Source organism: Mycolicibacterium alvei, from assembly GCF_010727325.1.
Taxonomy (GTDB): domain Bacteria; phylum Actinomycetota; class Actinomycetes; order Mycobacteriales; family Mycobacteriaceae; genus Mycobacterium; species Mycobacterium alvei.
In genome coordinates this window covers 5,611,592-5,631,220 of the sequence record NZ_AP022565.1, presented here as the reverse complement: position 1 = coordinate 5,631,220, position 19,629 = coordinate 5,611,592, and the positions used below count along the sequence as shown (strand labels likewise).

The 19,629-nt window shown below is 66.1% G+C and carries 13 protein-coding genes; 5 read left to right on the top strand and 8 right to left on the bottom strand.

Annotated elements, in window-relative coordinates; genetic code table 11:
- Window positions 1–30 precede the first annotated feature (30 nt).
- The 4 genes from G6N44_RS26910 to prpD are packed head-to-tail and all read right to left on the bottom strand — an operon-like array spanning window position 31 to window position 6,963.
- Window positions 31–3,414, bottom strand: a complete 3,384-nt coding sequence (locus tag G6N44_RS26910) for a pyruvate carboxylase (RefSeq protein WP_163669313.1) — start codon at window positions 3,412–3,414, stop codon at window positions 31–33.
- Window positions 3,411–4,547, bottom strand: coding sequence for a bifunctional 2-methylcitrate synthase/citrate synthase (locus tag G6N44_RS26905; RefSeq protein WP_179964451.1), 1,137 nt, complete (start codon window positions 4,545–4,547; stop codon window positions 3,411–3,413). The genes G6N44_RS26910 and G6N44_RS26905 overlap by 4 nt, the downstream gene beginning before the upstream one ends.
- Window positions 4,544–5,461 (bottom strand): methylisocitrate lyase, encoded by a 918-nt coding sequence (gene prpB, locus G6N44_RS26900; protein ID WP_163669311.1) that lies wholly within the window; start codon window positions 5,459–5,461, stop codon window positions 4,544–4,546. Before prpB ends, G6N44_RS26905 begins: the two co-directional genes overlap by 4 nt.
- Window positions 5,458–6,963 carry a 2-methylcitrate dehydratase PrpD gene (gene prpD / locus G6N44_RS26895; RefSeq protein ID WP_163669307.1) on the bottom strand — a complete coding sequence of 502 codons (1,506 nt, stop codon included), beginning with the start codon at window positions 6,961–6,963 and terminating at the stop codon, window positions 5,458–5,460. Before prpD ends, prpB begins: the two co-directional genes overlap by 4 nt.
- Before the next feature lie 85 nt (window positions 6,964–7,048).
- Between prpD and G6N44_RS26890 the strand changes: the two genes are divergently transcribed.
- The 4 genes from G6N44_RS26890 to G6N44_RS26875 all read left to right on the top strand — a co-directional run bounded on the left by G6N44_RS26890 (window position 7,049) and on the right by G6N44_RS26875 (window position 11,885).
- Window positions 7,049–8,494: a short-chain fatty acyl-CoA regulator family protein gene (locus G6N44_RS26890; RefSeq protein WP_179964450.1), complete on the top strand. Its 1,446-nt coding sequence runs from the start codon at window positions 7,049–7,051 to the stop codon at window positions 8,492–8,494.
- A gap of 57 nt (window positions 8,495–8,551) precedes the next feature.
- The gene (locus tag G6N44_RS26885; RefSeq protein ID WP_235682892.1) at window positions 8,552–9,277 is read left to right on the top strand and encodes a zf-HC2 domain-containing protein; all 726 of its coding nucleotides are present in this window, start codon (window positions 8,552–8,554) and stop codon (window positions 9,275–9,277) included.
- A gap of 102 nt (window positions 9,278–9,379) precedes the next feature.
- On the top strand, window positions 9,380–11,335 hold the full coding sequence (locus tag G6N44_RS26880; protein ID WP_372508232.1) for a cytochrome c oxidase assembly protein: 1,956 nt from the start codon (window positions 9,380–9,382) through the stop codon (window positions 11,333–11,335).
- 70 nt (window positions 11,336–11,405) lie between these two features.
- Window positions 11,406–11,885, top strand: coding sequence for a hypothetical protein (locus G6N44_RS26875; RefSeq protein WP_163669301.1), 480 nt, complete (start codon window positions 11,406–11,408; stop codon window positions 11,883–11,885).
- Here the strand turns inward: G6N44_RS26875 and G6N44_RS26870 are convergent.
- Entirely contained in the window at window positions 11,855–14,143 is a 2,289-nt protein-coding gene (locus G6N44_RS26870; RefSeq protein ID WP_163669300.1) for a heavy metal translocating P-type ATPase, read from the bottom strand. The genes G6N44_RS26875 and G6N44_RS26870 overlap by 31 nt on opposite strands.
- Before the next feature lie 110 nt (window positions 14,144–14,253).
- Here G6N44_RS26870 and sigC point away from each other — a divergent pair, with 110 nt between their 5' ends.
- Window positions 14,254–14,820 (top strand): RNA polymerase sigma factor SigC, encoded by a 567-nt coding sequence (gene sigC, locus G6N44_RS26865; protein ID WP_163669298.1) that lies wholly within the window; start codon window positions 14,254–14,256, stop codon window positions 14,818–14,820.
- 10 nt (window positions 14,821–14,830) lie between these two features.
- On the opposite strand, the gene G6N44_RS26860 is transcribed toward sigC, so the two are convergent.
- From G6N44_RS26860 to G6N44_RS26850, 3 genes are read right to left on the bottom strand one after another with little or no spacing between them, the layout of a single operon-like run.
- Window positions 14,831–15,172: a cation transporter gene (locus tag G6N44_RS26860; RefSeq protein WP_235682890.1), complete on the bottom strand. Its 342-nt coding sequence runs from the start codon at window positions 15,170–15,172 to the stop codon at window positions 14,831–14,833.
- 18 nt (window positions 15,173–15,190) lie between these two features.
- A complete protein-coding gene (locus G6N44_RS26855; protein ID WP_235682889.1) occupies window positions 15,191–19,405 on the bottom strand; it encodes an AMP-binding protein in 4,215 nt (1,404 codons plus the stop codon).
- Window positions 19,392–19,625, bottom strand: a complete 234-nt coding sequence (locus tag G6N44_RS26850; protein WP_163670407.1) for an acyl carrier protein — start codon at window positions 19,623–19,625, stop codon at window positions 19,392–19,394. The genes G6N44_RS26855 and G6N44_RS26850 overlap by 14 nt, the downstream gene beginning before the upstream one ends.
- Window positions 19,626–19,629 lie beyond the last annotated feature (4 nt).

Below are 19,629 nucleotides of genomic sequence, written 5' to 3'. Positions count from 1 at the left end.
CAGCCGCAGTGGGCTAAAGCGGTCATCGTGTTAAGTGATGACGAGGATCAGATCGCCGCCTTCGACCTGCGCGGTTCTCGCGACTGCGATGCGCTCCACGGTGCCGGTCTTGGGTGCGGTGATGGCCGCTTCCATCTTCATCGCCTCGATGGTGGCGATCGTCGCGCCGGCTGCCACGGTGTCGCCGGCCGCCACCCCGACGGTGACCACACCGGCGAACGGTGCCGCGACATGATCCGGGTTGTTGCGATCAGCCTTCTCTGCGGCCGGGACCTCACTGGCGATACTGCGGTCGCGCACGGTGATCGGACGCAGCTGACCGTTGAGGATGCACATCACCGTGCGCATCCCACGCTCATCGGCATCCGAGATCGCTTCCAAACCGATCAGCAGCTGGACACCCTTTTCCAACTCGACCCGGTGTTCCTCACCCCGGCGCAGGCCGTAGAAGAACTGGTTCGCGCTCAGCCGCGAGGTGTCACCGTAGGTTTCGCGGTGCGCCTCGAACTCCTTGGTCGGCGCGGGGAACAGCAACCGGTTCAACGCCGCCTGACGCTTGGGTCCCGGCGCGGCCAACAACTCCTCATCCTCAGCAGAGAGCACCTCGATCGGCCTGGCCGGACCTCGGCCTTCTAACGCCCTGGTGCGCAACGGTTCCGGCCACCCACCCGGAGGATCTCCGAGCTCACCCCGCAGGAACCCGATCACGCTGTCCGGAATGTCATAGCGCGCCGGATCTGCGGCGAACTCCTGTGCGCTGGCCCCGGTACCCACCAGAGACAACGCCAGGTCCCCGACCACCTTGCTCGACGGGGTCACCTTCACCAACCGGCCCAGCACCCGGTCGGCCGCGGAGTACGCGATCTCGATCTCCTCGAACCGATCCCCCAGCCCCAGCGCGATGGCCTGCTGCCGCAGATTGCTCAGCTGCCCACCGGGAATCTCGTGCGTGTAGACACGACCCGTGGGTGCCGGCAACCCGGACTCGAACGGCGCGTACACCTTGCGCAGCGCCTCCCAGTAGGGCTCCAGATCGCAGACCGCACCCAGCGACAACCCGGTATCGAACGACGTGTGCGCGGCCGCGGCCACGATCGAGGACAACGCCGGCTGACTCGTCGTGCCCGCCAACGGCGCGGCCGCGCCGTCCACCGCACTGGCTCCGGCCTGCCAGGCCGCCAGATACGTCGCCAACTGCCCACCCGGAGTGTCATGGGTGTGCACATGCACCGGCAGATCGAAGCGCGACCGCAGGGCACTCACCAACAGATGCGCAGAATGCGGACGCAACAACCCCGCCATGTCCTTGATCGCCAGCACATGCGCACCGGCATCGACGATCTGTTCGGCCAGCTTCAGGTAGTAGTCCAGCGTGTACAGGTTCTCGCTCGGGTCACTGAGATCCCCGGTGTAGGACATCGCCACCTCGGCGATCGCCGTACCGGTCTCGCGCACCGCATCGATCGCCGGACGCATCGACTCGACGTTGTTGAGCGCATCGAAGATCCGGAAGATATCGATGCCGGTTCGGGTCGCCTCGTCGACGAACGCCGACGTCACCAATTCCGGATACGGCGTATACCCCACCGTGTTGCGCCCCCGCAGCAGCATCTGCAGACAGATGTTGGGCACGGCTTCCCGCAGGGCGGCCAACCGCTCCCACGGATCCTCCTTCAAGAACCGAAGCGCCACATCGTATGTCGCCCCACCCCAACACTCGATGGACAACAACTGCGGCATCATCCGTGCCACATACGGGGCGACTGCCAGCAGCCCGCTCGAGCGCACCCGGGTGGCCAGCAACGACTGATGCGCATCACGAAACGTGGTGTCGGTCACGGCCACTGAGGGTGAATCCCGCAGCCAGGACGAAAAGTCCTCGGGGCCCAGTTCGATCAGTTTTTGTCGTGAGCCTGGCACCGGTGCGACAGTGAGGTTTAGACGCGGGAGCTTGTCGTGCGGATACACCGCGCAGGGTCGCTGTCCGTGGGGCTTGTTCACCGTCACGTCAGCCAAGTAGTTCAGGATGCGAGTGCCGCGGTCTGCTGGGGTGTGCGCCGTCAACAGCTCCGGGCGTTCGTCGATGAACGAGGTGGTGACCCGTCCGGCGGCGAAATCATCGTCATCCAGGACGGCCTGCAGGAAGGGAATGTTCGTCGAGACGCCGCGGATGCGGAATTCGGCCACGGCGCGACGGGCCCGGCGCACCGCCAGACCGAAGTCGCGGCCGCGGCAGGTCAGCTTCACCAGCATCGAATCGAAATGCGCCGAAACCTCGGCGCCGACATGGGTTCCGCCGTCCAGACGTACGCCCGAACCGCCGGGCGAGCGATAGCCGGTGATCCGACCGGTATCGGGACGGAAACCATTGGCCGGGTCCTCGGTGGTGATCCGGCACTGCAGGGCCGCGCCGCGAGGTGTGATCTCCTCCTGACGGAGACCCAGTTCCGCCAGTGTCTGGCCACCGGCGATACGCAACTGACTCGACACCAGGTCGACATCGGTGATCTCCTCGGTCACCGTGTGCTCCACCTGGATGCGCGGGTTCATTTCGATGAACACGTGACGCCCACGCTCGTCGAGCAGGAACTCCACCGTTCCGGCGCACGAATACCCGATCTCACGCGCGAACGCCACTGCATCGGCACAAATCCGGTCCCGCAGAACCGGATCCAAATTCGGGGCCGGTGCCAGCTCGATCACCTTCTGGTGCCGCCGCTGGACGCTGCAATCCCGCTCGTAGAGATGGATCACGTTGCCGTCGGTGTCGGCCAGGATCTGCACCTCGATATGCCGCGGATTGATGACCGCCTGCTCCAGGAACACGGTCGGGTCGCCGAATGCTGATTCGGCCTCGCGGGAGGCGGCTTCGATGGCCTCGGGCAGCGCATCCGGATGAGCAACCCGGCGCATGCCGCGGCCGCCGCCACCGGCCACGGCCTTGACGAACACTGGGAACGCCATATCCCGCGCCGCGGTGACCAACTCAGCTACCGAGGCGGATGGCTCTGAAGACGCCAGTACCGGCAGGCCCGCGGCGCGAGCCGCATCGATCGCCCGCGCCTTGTTGCCGGTCAACTCCAGCACCTGGGCCGAAGGCCCCACAAAGGTGATCCCGGCCTCCGCACACGCGGCGGCCAGCTCCGGATTCTCCGACAGAAACCCATAACCCGGATACACCGCATCAGCACCCGAATGCCGAGCCACCCGAATAATCTCGTCTACCGACAGATACGCCCGCACCGGATGACCGATCTCACCGATCTGATACGACTCGTCGGCTTTCAGGCGGTGCAACGAATTGCGATCCTCGTACGGATACACCGCCACCGTCGCAATGCCCATCTCATAAGCAGCGCGGAACGCACGGATCGCGATCTCGCCACGATTGGCGACCAGAACCTTGGAGATCACGAGAGCGCGCGCTGCGGCAGTCCGCTGTAGTCACTGAGCGGACGGATGAGTGCGTTCGACGCGGCCTGCTCCATGATGTGCGCAGTCCAGCCGGTGATCCGGCTCATCACGAAAAGCGGTGTGAAGCTGGGGATGTCGAAGCCCATCAGGTAGTAGGCCGGACCGGTCGGGAAGTCGAGGTTCGGCTTGATCTTGGTGGCCGCGAACATCGCACTTTCCAGCACGTTATAGATGTCCATCCAGCGCTGACCGTCCCGCGCCTCCGCGACGTCCTGCAAGGCAGCTTTCATCGTGGGCACCCGGGAGTCACCGTTCTTGTAGACCCGATGGCCGAATCCCATCACCTTGTCCTTGCGGGACAGCTTGCCGTGCAGCCATTCCGCAGCACGGTCGGCCGAGCCGATCTCGAGCATGTCGTGCATCACGGCCTCGTTGGCGCCGCCGTGCAGCGAGCCCTTCAAGGCGCCGATCGCGGCCGTGACCGCACTGTAGATATCGGACTGGGTCGAGGTGACCACGCGGGCGGCGAAGGTGGACGCGTTGAAGCTGTGCTCGGCGTAGAGGACCATCGACCGCTCGAAAGCGTTGACGATCACCGGGTCCGGCACCGCACCGAAACACATGTTGAGAAAGTTCTCCGAATACCCCATGTGGCTGTGCGGGGCAATCGGTTCCAGCCCGCGACGCCGGCGCATATCGGCTGCGACGATGGTGGGCAGCACCGCGAACATCCGCAACGACTTGTCGAAGTTGGCCGAGGGGCTGCTGTCGTCCTCTTCCGGATCCTCGGCGCCCAGGTAGCTGATCGCGGTACGCACCACATCCATCGGATGGCAGTTGTCCGGCAGCTTGGCCAGCAGGGACTGCATCGAGCGGTCGATGCGGCGCGAGGCCCGCTCCCGCTGGGTGAACAATGCCAGTTCCTGATCGGTCGGCAGTTCGCCGTGCCACAACAGGTAGGCCACCTGCTCGAAGCCGCAGTGGGCGGCCAGGTCCTGCACCGGGTACCCCCGGTAGGTCAGGGTGTTGGTTTCCGGCACGACCTTGGAGATGGCAGTGGTGTCGACCACCACCCCGGCCAGACCTTTGTAGATCTTCGGTGTGTCGGCGGTGCCGTTGGCAGTAATGGTCACTGCGTCGCCCCTTGCAGCGAGAAGTTGTAGATATCGGAGTCGAACTGGTTGTAATCGGTGTAGCGCAGCAGTTCGTAGAGCCGGCTGCGGTGCTGCATCTGATCCACAAGGCCGGATTGCGTTCCAGCCGATGAAATTTCGCGTAGACCGACCTCGACCGCGTGCATCGCCAGGCGCAGGGTCGTCACCGGGTAGATCACCGCGTTGTAGCCGATTTCGGACAACTGCCCCGCGGTCAGAAGTTCGGACTTGCCGAACTCGGTCATGTTGGCCAGCAGCGGCACGCCGACCGCCTCGCGGAACTGCTCGAAATCGGCTGGGGTGTGCAGCGCCTCGGTAAAGATCAGGTCTGCGCCGGCGTCGGCGTAGGCCTTGGCCCGGTCGATGGCCGCGGGAATCCCCTCGATACCCGCGGCGTCGGTGCGGGCGCAGATGATGAAGTTGGGATCTCTGCGCGCAGCAACGGCAGCCCGCAGACGCTTGACCATCTCGGAGGTCTCCACCACGGCCTTACCGTCGAGATGGCCGCACCGCTTCGGATTCACCTGGTCCTCGAGGTGCAATCCGGCCAAGCCGGCATCTTCGAGCAGCGTCACGGTGCGTGCGGCGCTCATCGGCTCGCCGAATCCGGTGTCGGCGTCGATGAACGTCGGAAGGTCGGTGGCCGAGGCGATCTGGCCGCCGCGGCCCACCACCTCGGTCAGGGTCGTCAACCCGATATCCGGCAAGCCCAGGTCGGCTGACAGGACCGCGCCCGAGACGTACACGCCGTCGAAGCCGATCTCGGCAACGAGCTTGGCCACCAGCGGAGAGAACGCACCGGGAAAGCGCAGGAGCCGACCGGACTCCAACCCGCGGCGGAACTTTCGTCGCTTCTCGGATGCCGGGGTGGCTGAGCCGAGCAACCCGCTCATCGGAAAATCCCGGAGGACACCGTGGGCGCCTTGTCCAGCACCCGCGGGTCGACGCGCACATTGAGTGCACCGAGGCCGCCGGATTTGGTCACCGAAATGTTCTCGACCGCACTCAGGAACCGTTGCTGCTCTTCGACTTCCACGACACCTTCGGCCAATTCGGCGAACTTGGCGACGTACTGCGCACGTTCGAAGGGCCGGGCACCAAGCGGGTGCGCGTCAGCGATGGCCAGCTCGTCGACGATCGTCTCGCCGCTCTTGAGCGTGATGACTGCCTTGGCACCGAACGCTTTCTCCGCCGGATCATCGGAGTGGTAGCGCCGGGTCCACTCCGGGTCCTCGACGGTGCTGATCTTGCGCCACAGTTCGATGGTGTCGGGCCGGTGGGCGCGCTCGGGAGCATAGGACCGTTCGTGATGCCAGGTGCCGTCCTGCAGTGCGACGGCGAAGATGTACATCACCGAGTGGTCCAGCGTTTCGCGGGACGCGTCGGGATCGAACTTCTGAGGATCATTGGATCCGGTGCCGATCACGACGTGGGTGTGGTGGCTGGTGTGCAGCACGATGGTGGCGATCTGGTCCAGGTCGCCGATCCGCCCACGCATCCGGCGAGCCAGGTCGATCGGGGCCTGGCTCTGGTACTCCGCCGAATGCTCCTTGGTGTAGGTGTCGAGGATGGCCCGCTTGGGTTCACCCGGAGCCGGTAGCGGCACGCGGTAGGTGTGCTCCGGTCCCGAGAGCAGCCACGCGATGACACCGTCCTCGCCCTCCCAGATCGGCGCCGGTGAACCCTCGCCGCGCATCGCGCGGTCGACGGCTTCGATCGCGACCTTGCCTGCCCAGGCCGGTGCGAAGGCTTTCCAGCTGGAGATCAGGCCCTTGCGCGATTGCCGGGTGGCGGTGGTCAGGTGCAGCGCCTGACCGATCGCGGCGTAAATGATCTCGGGATCCAGCCGCAACATGGTGCCCAACCCGGCAGCCACCGACGGTCCCAGATGGGCGACGTGGTCGATCTTGTGCTCGTGCAGGCAGATTCCCTTGACCAGGTCGACCTGTACCTCGTAGGCCGTGGCGATGCCGCGGATCAGGTCGGAACCCCCCACGCCGAGCTGTTGTGCCACCGCGACGAGCGCAGGGATGTTGTCGCCCGGATGCGAGTATTCGGCGGCCAGGAAGGTGTCGTGAAAATCCAGCTCCCGAACTGCGACGCCGTTGGCCCAGGCCGCCCACTCGGGCGAAACCGTGCCGTCGACGCCGAACACTCCTGCGCCCCGCGGTGTCTTGTGCGCCAGTGCCTGCGCGCGGGCGACCGTCACCGGCCGGCGAATCACCGACGCGGCCGAGACGGCGGCGTTGTCGATGATGCGGTTGATCACCATCGCCTCGGTCTCGGGCAGTACGGCCACCGGGTCGACGGCGATCTCGGCGATCTTCCAAGCCAGGTGTTCACTACGCGGGAAGACCTCGGCGCTGCGCCGTGTTTTGACGTCATGTTCAAGCATGTTCCGCACGGTACGCAGGTCGATTTACCAGCGGAAGTACCTGTAAATGCGTATTTTTGTGTCCTGTGTCCAGACATTTTTGCGAATGTTGTGGAAGCCGATCGGCGTAGTGTCGCCGACGGTGACGAAAACATTCGCCGGCGCCCGTCTGCGACGGCTACGCGATGAGAAAGGCCTCACGCAGGTCGCGCTGGCGCGCGCGTTGGGCCTGTCGACCAGCTACGTCAACCAACTCGAGAACGACCAGCGACCGATCACGGTCCCGGTGCTGCTGGCTCTGGCCGATCGCTTCGACCTGCCGACGCAGTACTTCACCCCCGATGCCGACGCCCGGCTGGTGTCGGACCTGCGCGAGATTCTGGTCGACAGCCCGGCCACCGCCGCGCAGATCGAGGAGCTCGTCGCCCGCATGCCCGAGGTGGGCCAAACCATGGTGACCATGCACCGCCGGTTGCACGATGCCACCGCCGAGCTGGAGGCGGTTCACGGGCGGGCCAACTTGGACGCGCAGACCGGTACGCAACAGCCGATGCCTTTCGAAGAAGTGCGCGATTTCTTCTATGACCGCCGCAACTACATCGACGCACTCGACCGGGCCGCCGAGGATCTGTTCACCCGCCATCACCTCCAGATCGGAGGTCTCGACCGACAATTGGCCGACTTGCTGTCAGGCGAGTTCGGCATCTCGGTGATCGTGGATGACGGCGATGTGCTGGGTTCCAGCGTGAAGCGGCGATACCAGCCCGAGGTCGGCACGCTCCATGTGGCGCGGTGGCTGTTGCCCGGCCAGCGCGCATTCCAGCTCGCCACCCAGATCGCACTGTTGCTGCATTCCGGGCTGATCAATTCCATCGTCGCCACGGATGACCAATTGAGCACAGAGGCAAGGGATGTCGCCCGAATCGGGCTGGCCAACTACTTCGCCGGCGCGTTACTGCTCCCCTACCGGATGTTCCTGGCCGCAGCCGAGGACCTACGCTACGACATCGACCAGCTGGCCCGACGTTTCGAGATGGGATTCGAAACGATCTGCCATCGGCTGTCGACACTGCAGCGGCCCGATGCGCGCGGCGTACCGTTCATCTTCGTCCGCACCGACAGCGCGGGAAACATCTCGAAGCGTCAGTCCGCCACAGCCTTTCACTTCTCAAGGGTAGGCGGGAACTGTCCGCTATGGGTGGTGCACCAGGCGTTCTCCCGTCCCGGGGAGTTCTCGACCCAGGTCGCTCAGATGCCGGACGGCCGGAGCTATTTCTGGATCGCGAGGACCTCGGGATCGGCACCGAGCAGGTACCTGGGGACGCCCAAGAATTTCGCCATCGGGTTGGGATGCGACCTCGCCCACGCGGACAAACTCGTCTACTCGGCGGGTATCGACCTCAGCGACCCTGAGGCCACCGTCCCCATCGGGGCGGGCTGCCGGATCTGTGACCGGCCGGCGTGCCCGCAACGGGCTTTCCCCTATGTGGGCAGACCGGTCCATGTCGACCCGCAGACCAGCAGCAATCTCCCCTACTCACCGACCGTGTGACCAGCGTTGTCGATGTTCGGGCCGCCGAGCCGAGCAGGTGTGCAATCCCCGAGGTGAATGCGGGACAATGACCCGGTGGACTGCGTGGTGGCACGAGAGGCGCTTTCGGCGCGCCTTGATGGGGAGCGTGAGCCGGTCCCCTCTGCTCGCGTCGATGAGCATGTGCGTGACTGCCAGGAGTGCGCCACCTGGTATGACCGGGCCGAAATTCAGGCCCGGCAATTGCGCGACCTGGCCAACACCGGGCTGATCGGCACGGTGAGCGGACGCCCGAACCACGGGACAGGCGCCGCGAGTGGGCTGTGGCAACGGCTGAGGCCCCACCTGCTGACCATCGCAATCCTCGTCATCGGGGTGGCCCAGGTGGGATTGGCGATCGCGCAAGCGACAGGCATCAATTTCGGGATGGTTGCCGCGCATCACGGCTCGGCCAGCGGGGCTCACCTGCTGAACGAGTCCACGGCGTGGTCGGCGGCCCTGGGAATCGCGACGATTGCGATGGCGTACCGCCGGCGAATCGCACCCGGTCTCGCCTGTGTGCTGGTGACCTACTGCGGATTCCTCTCCTATTACGTGGTGTCGGATGCACTGGCGGGGCAGGTCACCCCGGTCCGGGTCCTGAGCCACGTTCCGGTGGCGTTGGCCGCGGTCGTTGCATTGTGGGCGGCGCGCACCGAGCGCCCACATGACCCGTCGCCCAAGGCACACGGCGAGGATGACGAATCGGGCCCGGTCGCGCCGACCCGGCGGCATCTCCGCGCCGCAGATGACCCCGCCGCCTGATCCGGTGCCGAGGTTCCCGGCCCGACACCACTACGACGCGTTGTCGTAGAATCGCGGTGCCGCGACGTTGGTTTATTTCCGCGGCGGAAGGCCGGTCCGACTATGGCGCGTATGCGTATGCCCGTTGCCGCCAGTGTGCGGCGGGCACGCCTGATGTTGATTGCCACCGTCGCAGGGTGCACTGCGGTGCTGTTCCTGTGTGCATTGCAGTTGGGCGCGCAGCGGCTGGCGGCAGCGGGGATCGCTGACCCGGGAACAGTCACCAGCGCAGCTAGGTTGCTCGGGCACTGGGCCGCCACCCTGGCCGGTGCGGTGTGCGCCGGAGCACTGGTCTGGATTGTGATGACCGCGACACCGCGCGACGACGGGCGAATCGACGCGGCATCGTTTCCGGCGCATCTGCTCGTCGAACGTGTCGCCGCGATCTGGGCCTGCTGCGCCACCGCGATGATCGTCGTCTCGGCGTCCGCCGACGCGGGAATTTCCGTCGGCCGGCTCATCTCCGGTCCCGGCCTCGGCAGCGCCATCGCGGCCTCAGAGGTCGCCCGCGGGTGGTGCGTGGCGGCGATGTGCGCACTGGTGCTGGCCGTCGGCGTGCGTTTCACTCTCCGCTGGATCGGACATTGTCTGGCCCTGCTGCCGGCATTGATCGGAGTGGTGGCAGTACCGGTGACGGGCAATGCCGGGCAGGGCCCGGACCATGACATCGCCACGAGCGCGGTGCTCGTCTTCTCCGTGACGGTCGCGGTATGGGCCGGAACGAAGATCGTCTCCACTGGATTGCCGGACGTCGTGGTTCGACGCCGGGTCCAGGTGCTGCAGTTGGCCTGCGGAGCGGTCACCCTCGTCTACGGCGCCGTTCTGGCCACGCTGATGTTGGGCGGGTTGCCGATCCTGGGTTCGGCCTACGGGCGGGCCGTGGTGGTCGCCGGGGCGCTGCTGGCGCTGGTGTGGGTCGGCGACGGCGCACTTCTGCTGACCCGCCGCACCCCGTCACGGCTTGTGGACACCGTGTCTGCGGCCGCGATGATCGTCGTCACCGCCGCGGTGGCGCTCGCCGCGAGCAGTGTGCCGCCACGATTCACCGTCCACGAGTTCTCAACGTGGGACATCTTTTTGGGCTATCAGCTCGATGCACCCCCGAATGTGGTCAGCCTGATGACGGTGTGGCGGTTCGACCCGCTGATCGGGACGGCAGCCATCGTGCTCGCACTCGGCTATCTCCTCGCCGCGATTCTGCTGCGGCGACGCGGCGACCACTGGCCGGTGGGTCGCACGATCGCCTGGTCCCTGGGTTGCGCAGCGCTGTTGATCACCACGAGTTCCGGAGTGCGTGCCTACGGATCGGCGATGTTCAGCGTCCACATGGGTGAGCACATGGCGCTGAACATGTTCGTCCCGGTGCTCCTGGTACTGGGCGCACCGGTCACTCTCGCGTTGCGGGTACTGCCCGCCGCACCGAAAGGTGAGGCGCCCGGGCCCCGCGAATGGCTGGTGTGGTTCGTGCACGCCCCGGTGACGCGATTCCTGTCGCACCCGGTGACGGCGTTCCTCCTGTTCGTCGGGTCCTTGTACCTCGTCTACTTCACCCCCTTGTTCGACACCCTGATCCGGTATCACTGGGGCCACGAGTTCATGAGCGTGCATTTCCTGCTGACCGGCTACCTGTATTACTGGGGCATCATCGGCATCGACCCCGGCCCGCGGCGACTCCCCTTCCTGGGGCGGCTCGGGCTCCTGTTCGCCGTCATGCCGTTCCATGCCTTCTTCGGCATCGCCACCATGACGATGACGTCACCCCTGGGCGAGACCTTCTACCGGTCCGTCAATCTGCCCTGGTTGCAGAGCATTTCGGATGACCAACACCTGGGCGGCGCCATCGCGTGGGGTTCGAGCGAGCTGCCGGTGATCATCGTGGTGGTTGCCCTGGTGGCCCAATGGGCGCGCCAGGACCGCCGAACCGGAGCGCGGGAGGACCGCCACAGTGATCGCGGCTACGACGACGAACTCGACGCCTACAACGCGATGCTCAGCGAGCTCACCCGCAACCGCCGGTGACGCGCGTCCGGCGAGATTACCCTCAAATTGAGGTCAGGCGGTCAAATACATTGATGAGCGAGGTATCTCGATGACATCGAGACAGAACACCGCCACGGTCGAGACCGAACTGCGGGCGATCGAGCGCCGGGTATTCGAAGAGGTCTGGATCAGCGGCACGCGCTCCCGCGCCCTGGCCGCGCTTGCCGCCGCCTTGGCGGTGCTGGCCCTGACGCTGCGAGCGACCGGCGCGGCACCTGCCAGTGGTAGCGGCAACGGCCAGTGGATATCGCTGGTGGCCTTTTCGCTCTTCGCTTTCGCGGCATCGGCATCGGTATTCGCTCTGCTGCGTCGCCGATTTCGATGGTGCTGTATGGCGACGTGTGCGTCAGCACTCGCCACCGTGGTCGGCGCCGGGGCGTTCTGGTGGCATCACACCGCACATACCGCTTCCTGGATTCCGGCGGCACTGGGCACACTCACCGTTGCGGCACTGACCGTCGGCTGGCTGGGTGTGTGCCTGGCCCCGTTGGCCTCATCTCAGCCGGATATGCGCGCCGCCGGCAACTGAGCATCCCTGAACGTATTCGGTTGCACCGTACCGAAATTGCGTAACCGCAGGCTGTTCGAGACCACCAGGAAAGACGACACCGCCATCGCCGCACCGGCGATCAACGGGTTCAGCAGCCCCGCGGCGGCGATCGGGATGGCCGCGATGTTGTACCCGAAGGCCCAGATCATGTTGACCCTGATGGTCCGCATCGTGGCCCGGGCCAGGCCCAACGCCTGCGGCACCGAATCGAGGTTGTCGCGCACGAGAATGATGTCGGCCGCGCCGATGGCCACGTCGGTTCCCCGCCCGATGGCCAGGCCCAGGTCAGCACAGGCCAACGCGGGGCCGTCGTTGATCCCGTCGCCGACCATCGCCACCACCCGGCCCTGGTCGCGCAACTTCTCGATCACGCCGACCTTGTCCTCGGGCAACACCTCGGCGACCACGTCGTCGATGCCCACCGCTGCGCCGATCGCAGCGGCGGTCGCGGCATTGTCGCCCGTCAGCAGCATGGTTTTCATGCCCTCGGCGTGGAGTTGGGAGATGGCACCGGCGGCCGAGTCCTTGACGGCGTCGGCGACGCAGACGGCACCGCAGACAGTGTCGCCGGAGGCGACGAATACGACTGTCTGGCCTTGCGACTCGCCCACCCGGCGGGCAGCCGCGAGGTTGGCAGGCACCACCCGGTCCCGGGTGACCCAGGCCGGACGCCCGACGACGATGGTCACGCCGTCCACGGAACCCGCCACACCGTGGCCGGCGAACGCGTGGAAGTCCTCCACCGCGGCGACGTCACGTTCCGCGCACGCGGTGACGATCGCATGGGCCACCGGATGCTCGGACGCCGACTCAACCGCTGCCGCAAGTGCGAGGACCTCGTCCTCGCTCCATCCCTGCGCCGCGACAACCGTGATGACCTGGGGCTGCCCGGTGGTCAGGGTGCCGGTCTTGTCGAACACAACCGTGTCGACGGCGCGAATCGCCTCCAAGGCGCGGTGCCCTTTGAGGAAGATCCCCAGCTGAGCGCCGCGGCCCGATGCGACCATCATCGCGGTCGGGGTCGCGAGCCCCAGCGCGCAAGGGCAGGCGATCACCAGGACGGCCAGGGCGGCCGATACCGCTCGGTTGACGTCGCCATCGACCAGCAGCCAACCCATGGCGGTGACCGCCGCGATCACGAGCACACACGGCACGAACACCGCGGCGATACGGTCGGCCAGTCTCTGCGCATCGGCCTTCTGCGCCTGCGCCTGCTCCACCAGACGGACCATCCCGGCGAACCGGGTGTCGGGTCCGACCGCGGCAGCCTCGACGATCAGCCGGCCGTCGAGCACCACGGTGCCACCCACGACGCTCGAACCTTCCTGAGTCTGTACCGGTTTCGACTCCCCGGTCATCGCGCTGACATCGACGGCCGCCGCCCCGGACACCACAAGGCCGTCGGCGGCGATGGCTTCACCGGGACGCACGACGAAACGCTGGCCCTCTTTGAGTTCGTCGGCGGGCAGCACGAGCTCTCCGCCGTCGGCAAGCAACACCGTCACCGACTTGGCGCCGAGCGCCGCAAGCGCCCGCAGCGCTCCCCCGGCCCGCGAACGGGCCCGGGCCTCGAAGTAACGGCCCGCGAGTACGAAAACTGTTACGCCCGCCGCAACCTCGAGGTAGATCGCGTCGCTGCCGAGTAACGCCTGCCACACACCCGCAGCGTGGTAGGTCTGGTGGTCGAAGAAGATCGTGTACATCGACCACACGGTGGCCGCGGTGACACCGATGGAGATCAACGTCTCCATGGTGGAGGTTCCGTGCCGGGCATTGCGCAGCGCGCTGCGGTGGAACGGCCATGCGGCCCACGTCACGATCGGTGCAGCCAACGCGGTGAGCACCCACTGCCACCCGGTGAACCGGGTGTCAGGCACCACAGCAAACATCACCGACAGATCGGCGAGGGGGATGAACAACACAGCGGCCACGGCGAGGCGTCGGAGCAGGCTGCGGGCGTGGTCAGCATCGGGGTCGACGTCCATCGTGGAGCGCTCGACCCGCGGGGCGGCCTGATAGCCGGCCCGTTCGATGACCGCACACAGTTGCTCGACGCCGATGTCCGCGGTGGCCTCGACAGTGGCGACGCGAGTGGCGAAGTTCACTGACGCGCGCACGCCGTCGACCTTGTTGAGTTTGTTTTCCACGCGTGCAGCGCAGGCCCCACACGACATTCCTGTGACGTCCAGCGCAATGCGCTGGGCCACCTCGTTGTCGGGGACAGTTGCTGTTGTCACCACCACTCCCAATTGCTCACTCACCACATCGGTGGCCTACGTCAGCGACATACGTCACCAGATATCTAGTCGGTCCGGCCCGATGCCGAGTTCCCGGCCCTCATCGAATAATGTCGACGGTTGTGACTACCGAACGCGACCAGGACCAGGTTACGCGGCTGGCTTTCGCCGCCGGCCGCGGAGATTCTGCGGCGCTCGAGCAGTTCATCCGGGCCACCCAGACCGATGTCTGGCGAACCGTCGCGTACCTCGGCGACTCCGGGTCGGCCGACGACCTGACGCAAGAGACGTTCCTTCGCGCCATCACCGCACTGCCCCGGTTCAGCGGCCGTTCATCGGCCCGAACCTGGCTGCTGTCGATCGCTCGGCGCGTGGTCGTCGACCAGATTCGGCACAAGCAGAGCCGACCGCGCACCCACCACGGGGTAGATGTCGAACAGGTCCTCGAGAGTTACCGCCCGGTCGGCGGGTTCGAGAAGATGGTCGAGATCCGCCTCCTGTTGGACGGACTGGACCCCGACCGTCGGCATGCTCTCCTACTGACGCAGGTCCTCGGCCTGTCCTATGCGGAAGCCGCGGAGGTGTGTGGCTGCCCCGTCGGCACGATTCGTTCACGGGTGGCACGGGCCCGCGAGGACCTGATCGCGGCGGCCGAACGGGACGATCTGACCGGCTAGGTCAGTCGACTCAGCCGCCCATGTGCCCGACGGTCACCCAGCGGATGGCCCTCGCCACCAAGGAGCGTTTCTGCGGCGCGCCGTCGGCTACCGATTCCGCGTTGTCGTCGACGGCGGTGCGCTCTTCGGCGTGGTAGCCGGCCTGTTCAACGGCATCGCAGAGGTCGGCGACACTGATGTCGGGGCGGGCATCGATGGTCGCGATCTTCGTCGAGATGGCCACCGAAGCGTGTACTCCGTCGATCTTGTTGAGTGTGTTCTCGACCCGGCGCGAGCATGCACCGCAGGACATTCCGGTCACGTCGAGTCGGATCTGCCGGGTACCTGATGTCTCGGTACGGTGTGCGGTCACGTCTGTCACTGTCATCCCTCACTGTCTAACGGAGTCTGGTTGATAGGTCGTTGGGCACGGGTGTTGAGTTCCCGAATATCCGTGGGCGAGCAGGGCCCGCACCGGCGGCGGCGTCGCCACGAGCTCGCCGATAGATCGGATCCCGAGCGGGACGGCCGGGTACGCGGCCAGGTAATCCGCGTACGAGCGTCCACCGAGCTGTGAGCCCAGGCCGATCCACGCGTCGATCACCGACCAGCGCCGCGGATTGGCTTTCGCCCAATCACTTTCGTCCAGCCGGCGCTTCCATTCGTGACTGTCGACCGCTGCGGAGGCAACCGTGCCCAGCAATTCCCGGTACGCGAGCGCCTGCCCGCGCAGCACGTCGATCCCCGATCCGAGCTCCTCCGGTCCACCGAACTCCGGCAACCTGCGAAGAATGCTCTCCGCCGCAGCGCGGCCGGTCGTCACCTGCTCGATCAACTCGACGGCCGGATAGGCCTGTAGGGCATGGCAGGCATCGGCAACGGACACCAGGATGTCGGTGGACCCGCGCACCTGTTCAGGTGTCCCCAGGATCCGGGGCAAACGCACGATGGTGAAGTCGAGGTCTCGGCCGGCCCCGGCCACTGCCAGTTCCGCGAGTGCCTTGGCGGCTGCGTACGGGTACGGAGCGTGACGCGGGTCGACCACCTGTGGCGCGTCGACGTCCGCATTGACGACGTACGTCGACAGATGCACCAGTCGGGCACTCGAAGACACGCACGACTCGGCCATGCTCGCCACCAATTCCACGTTGGCCGAGCGGAGTTCGCGGTACGGAACGACGACCTTGGTGTTCCCGATGCAGTTGACGAGGGTCCCGGTGCCGGTCTCGCGGATCAGGGCCTCCACGTCGCCCGGACCGAAACCGGGGACGAGGCGTTCAATCCGCACGCCCGGTGTGTGCCGAAGCTCCGTCCAGACCCGGTTGTCGGGCGGGACTGACCTCATGGCCAGCACCAGGTCGGGACGGGGTGTGCCCGATCGGGTCAGGTCCAGAATCGCCTCGGCGAATCCGGTGCCCAGAATTCCGGAGGCGCCCACCACCAGGACGGGCGCTACGCCACGGGCGGAGGATCGCCGCGGGTTCGACACCGCACGGGCGCGCCGCGTCGACACTGCGGCGAAGTCACGTTCGATCTCGGCAGCGGTGCTGGTGTCCATCCAGGTGTCTGCGATCGACATGTCGTCCACCAGGTTCGCCGCGGTATCCGCAGAGATCAGGTCGAGAATCGAAACCTGTCGACCGAGATGCCTGCGCGTATCGGGCAGGATCCGCACGAGGTCGAGCGACCCGATGCCTTCCCGCAAGAGCGACGCCTGCGGCGTGATCGGCCTGCCGAGGCGGGCACTCCACAGGGTGGCGAGGCCGGCCGCCACCTCTCCGGTTTCGTCAGCGTGGCCTCCTGGTCCGGACGGGGCAGATGGCGGAAGCCTTGCCGGGTCGATCTTCCCGCCGGGCTTTCGTGGAATGGTTGCGACGCTGTGCACGGAGAACGACGCCACCCGAGAATCGATCAGCACGCTCCTGATACGTGCTGCCGCAGCGAGATCTTGGTCACCGTCGCGGGTCCGCTGCGTCGCGAACCAGACCCCTAGCCCACCGTTGTGAAGCTCGACGGCGACATCGACCACCGCAAGGTCCGCCCCGATGCGTCGGGTGATCTCGGCGGTGTCGACGCGCCTGCCCGAGATCTTGACGATCGCGTCCCTCCGGCCCGCGAACATCGGATACCCGGCACCGTCGATCACCACCCGGTCGGCGGTCGCAAATGCGGGGTGCTGCCGGCCGTCGGGAGTGGTGACCACTCCGAAACTGGTGCTGTCCATGCCGAGATAGCCGTCGGCCACCATCGGCCCCACTACCACGACTTCGCCGAAGGCGATCACCACCGTGTTCGGAACGAGCGGTCGTCCCAGTCGACGGCGCGCATCGTGCTCGACCACCTGCCCGCCCTCGATGATCGGCAAGTAGGTCACCACGACCGTGGCTTCTGTCGGGCCGTAGGTCGACACCAGTGAGATGTTCCCGGCGCCGGCGGTACCGATCCACTTGTCGACGGCGATGGAGCGCACCGGTTCACCGCCGATCACGACCTGCCGCAGTCCGGATTCACCGATCATCAACATTGCGTCGACGTCGTCACACCACAGCTGCCACACCGCGGTGGGCAGATCGACGATGGTGGCCCCGACCGCGACCAGATCGCTGGTAAATGCGTGCAGATCACCAGCTTTCAGAGCCGCTGAACGAACGATCGCCGCTCCGCTGCGAGCCGCACCGAAGATTTCTTCGACGCTGATATCGGAGGTCAGCGGTGCACATTGGAGGATGGTGTCGTCCGGCCCCCAGCCGTACGCCCGAGTCACCCCGGCACAGAACACCGCCAGCGAACCGTGGCTGACCTGAACGAGTTTGGGCTCCCCGGTCGACCCGGAGGTGGGCATGACGTAGGCGGTCCTGGTGGCGAGGTGCGGGTCGGTTGTCGCCTCGTCGATGCGATCCTTCACCTGACGGCGGTGGTCCTCGTCGAGGCGTTGCGGGATGGTCGCCAGGTCGACATCGACGATACGCGCTGAGATGCCGTTGCCGTACTCGCTGATCCGTTCGGCCCGCGCTCGCCGCTGATCCTTGCTGTCGCAGACGCTGTAGCCGCACCCGGCCAGGTGACACGCGAGCAGGAAATCGATGGTCGTGTCGGTGCCGTCGTCTGTGAAAACCAGTACATCACCTGGCTCGGCGTGGATCTGGAGCAACCAGGAGATCCAGCAGTCGATGTCGGGACGACGCTGACGCCATTCGTCGACGATCGCGGGTCGATCCAGAAACCACGCGGGTGGCGGCAGATCGCTGAGCACACCCGCCGGTGCAACCCGGCACGGTGTCCCGTCTTCGGCGACCTCGCACCACTCATCGACGGTCATCGCCACGGGCAGATCCCACATCGTCGCCATGGACTTCAGTGCGGTCGAGATCCGTTCCGCCACAACGGTGGTCTGCCGTAGTGCATCAGATCGGTTCCATATGTTGAGGGTGAGTGTATGTCGCCGCTCGTCGAGGATCGCTGCCACGGTCATGCCCTCGACCGGTCCGATATGCATCGTCTCCGGTGCGTCGACCAAGAATGGTGACAGCTCAGGTGCACAGGGCTCAGGCAGAAAATTGAGCGTCAAAGTTGCCGCCGAGGTGGTCCGATTGATCGCCAGATACATTCGGCGGTAGTGCTCTTCGCGCAGCCAGCGGCGCCGCACGGCTTTGACGTAACCCCGATCCAGCGTGCGCACCACGTCAGCCACCGACGCAGATGCCGGGAACTGAACGGGTTGCGCCACCGAGTTGACCAGGCACGTCGCGGCATCAAGGTCAGGGTCCCCGAAGCGGTTGTCCACCGCGTGCACCAGAAGGTTGTCGGTGGTGTGTCGAATGCTCGCGTCCACCGCCGTTGCCGCCGCCGCGACGAGCACGTTGAGCGGGATGTTCTCACGGTCAGCCACATTGAGAATCTCGCGGTAGGCCTCTCCGGAGATCACCGCGGATTCGGTGAGTACTCCCCTGACCGCCGTTGCCGGAGCGTCGGCGCCATCTCGAAGCCCACCCTCCCCGGCGGCCGCCGTGAGCTCTTGCCGCACAACATCGGTGAGTCGCTCGAGTGATTCATCGACGCGGCTCGCCTCCCGGCGGTGTGCGGTGACAACGTCAGTCAGGCCGACACGGACACAAGCACCGGCGGCCGGGCCGCCACCGGCAAGGAAGCGCCCCAGGTGGGCTTCGATGATGCCGATCGCTCCCCCATCGAGCAGGATGTGGTGCGCTTGAGCGTCGAGACGATGCACCAGGCCGTCGGCGTCGAGGTGGATGCTATAGCGCACCAGCGGTTTTGCGAGAATGCCCGATCCCCACTCGTGGGTCAGCGTCGCGCTTCCGTCACCGCCGGACACCTGCACGATGTCATCGACGTCCAGGCGGGGCACCAGGTCGGGGTATCGGCCGGCATCCGCGGGCTCCGCCAGAACACAGAGCTGAACGGGGCTGGCGACGATGGTCTTCCGCAGCGCGGTCAGGAATTCCGTCTGTGGTATCGGCTGGAACCGGTAGCGCCTCCCGATCAGGTACAGGTACGGATCCTGGTCCTGCAACACACCGTGGTAGATGTTCTGCTGTGACCGGCTCAGCGGAATACGTTGCGCATAAGGACCTTCAGACAGGTTCACCCGGCTGCCCCAACTCCCGGACCCAGCCGGCGATCGACAGGTTGTCCGCCAGACGCCGCGGGACATCCGAGTCCCGGTCGATACCGAGTTGCTTGATCAGCAGCACGAATCGAACCGAGTCCAGCCCGAGATCTCTCAGATCGGTCGCGTCGCCGTCGACGAGATCTGATTCATCGACGTACAGCACTTCCGAGAGGGCAGCGAGGACCCTGCCCCTCAGTTGG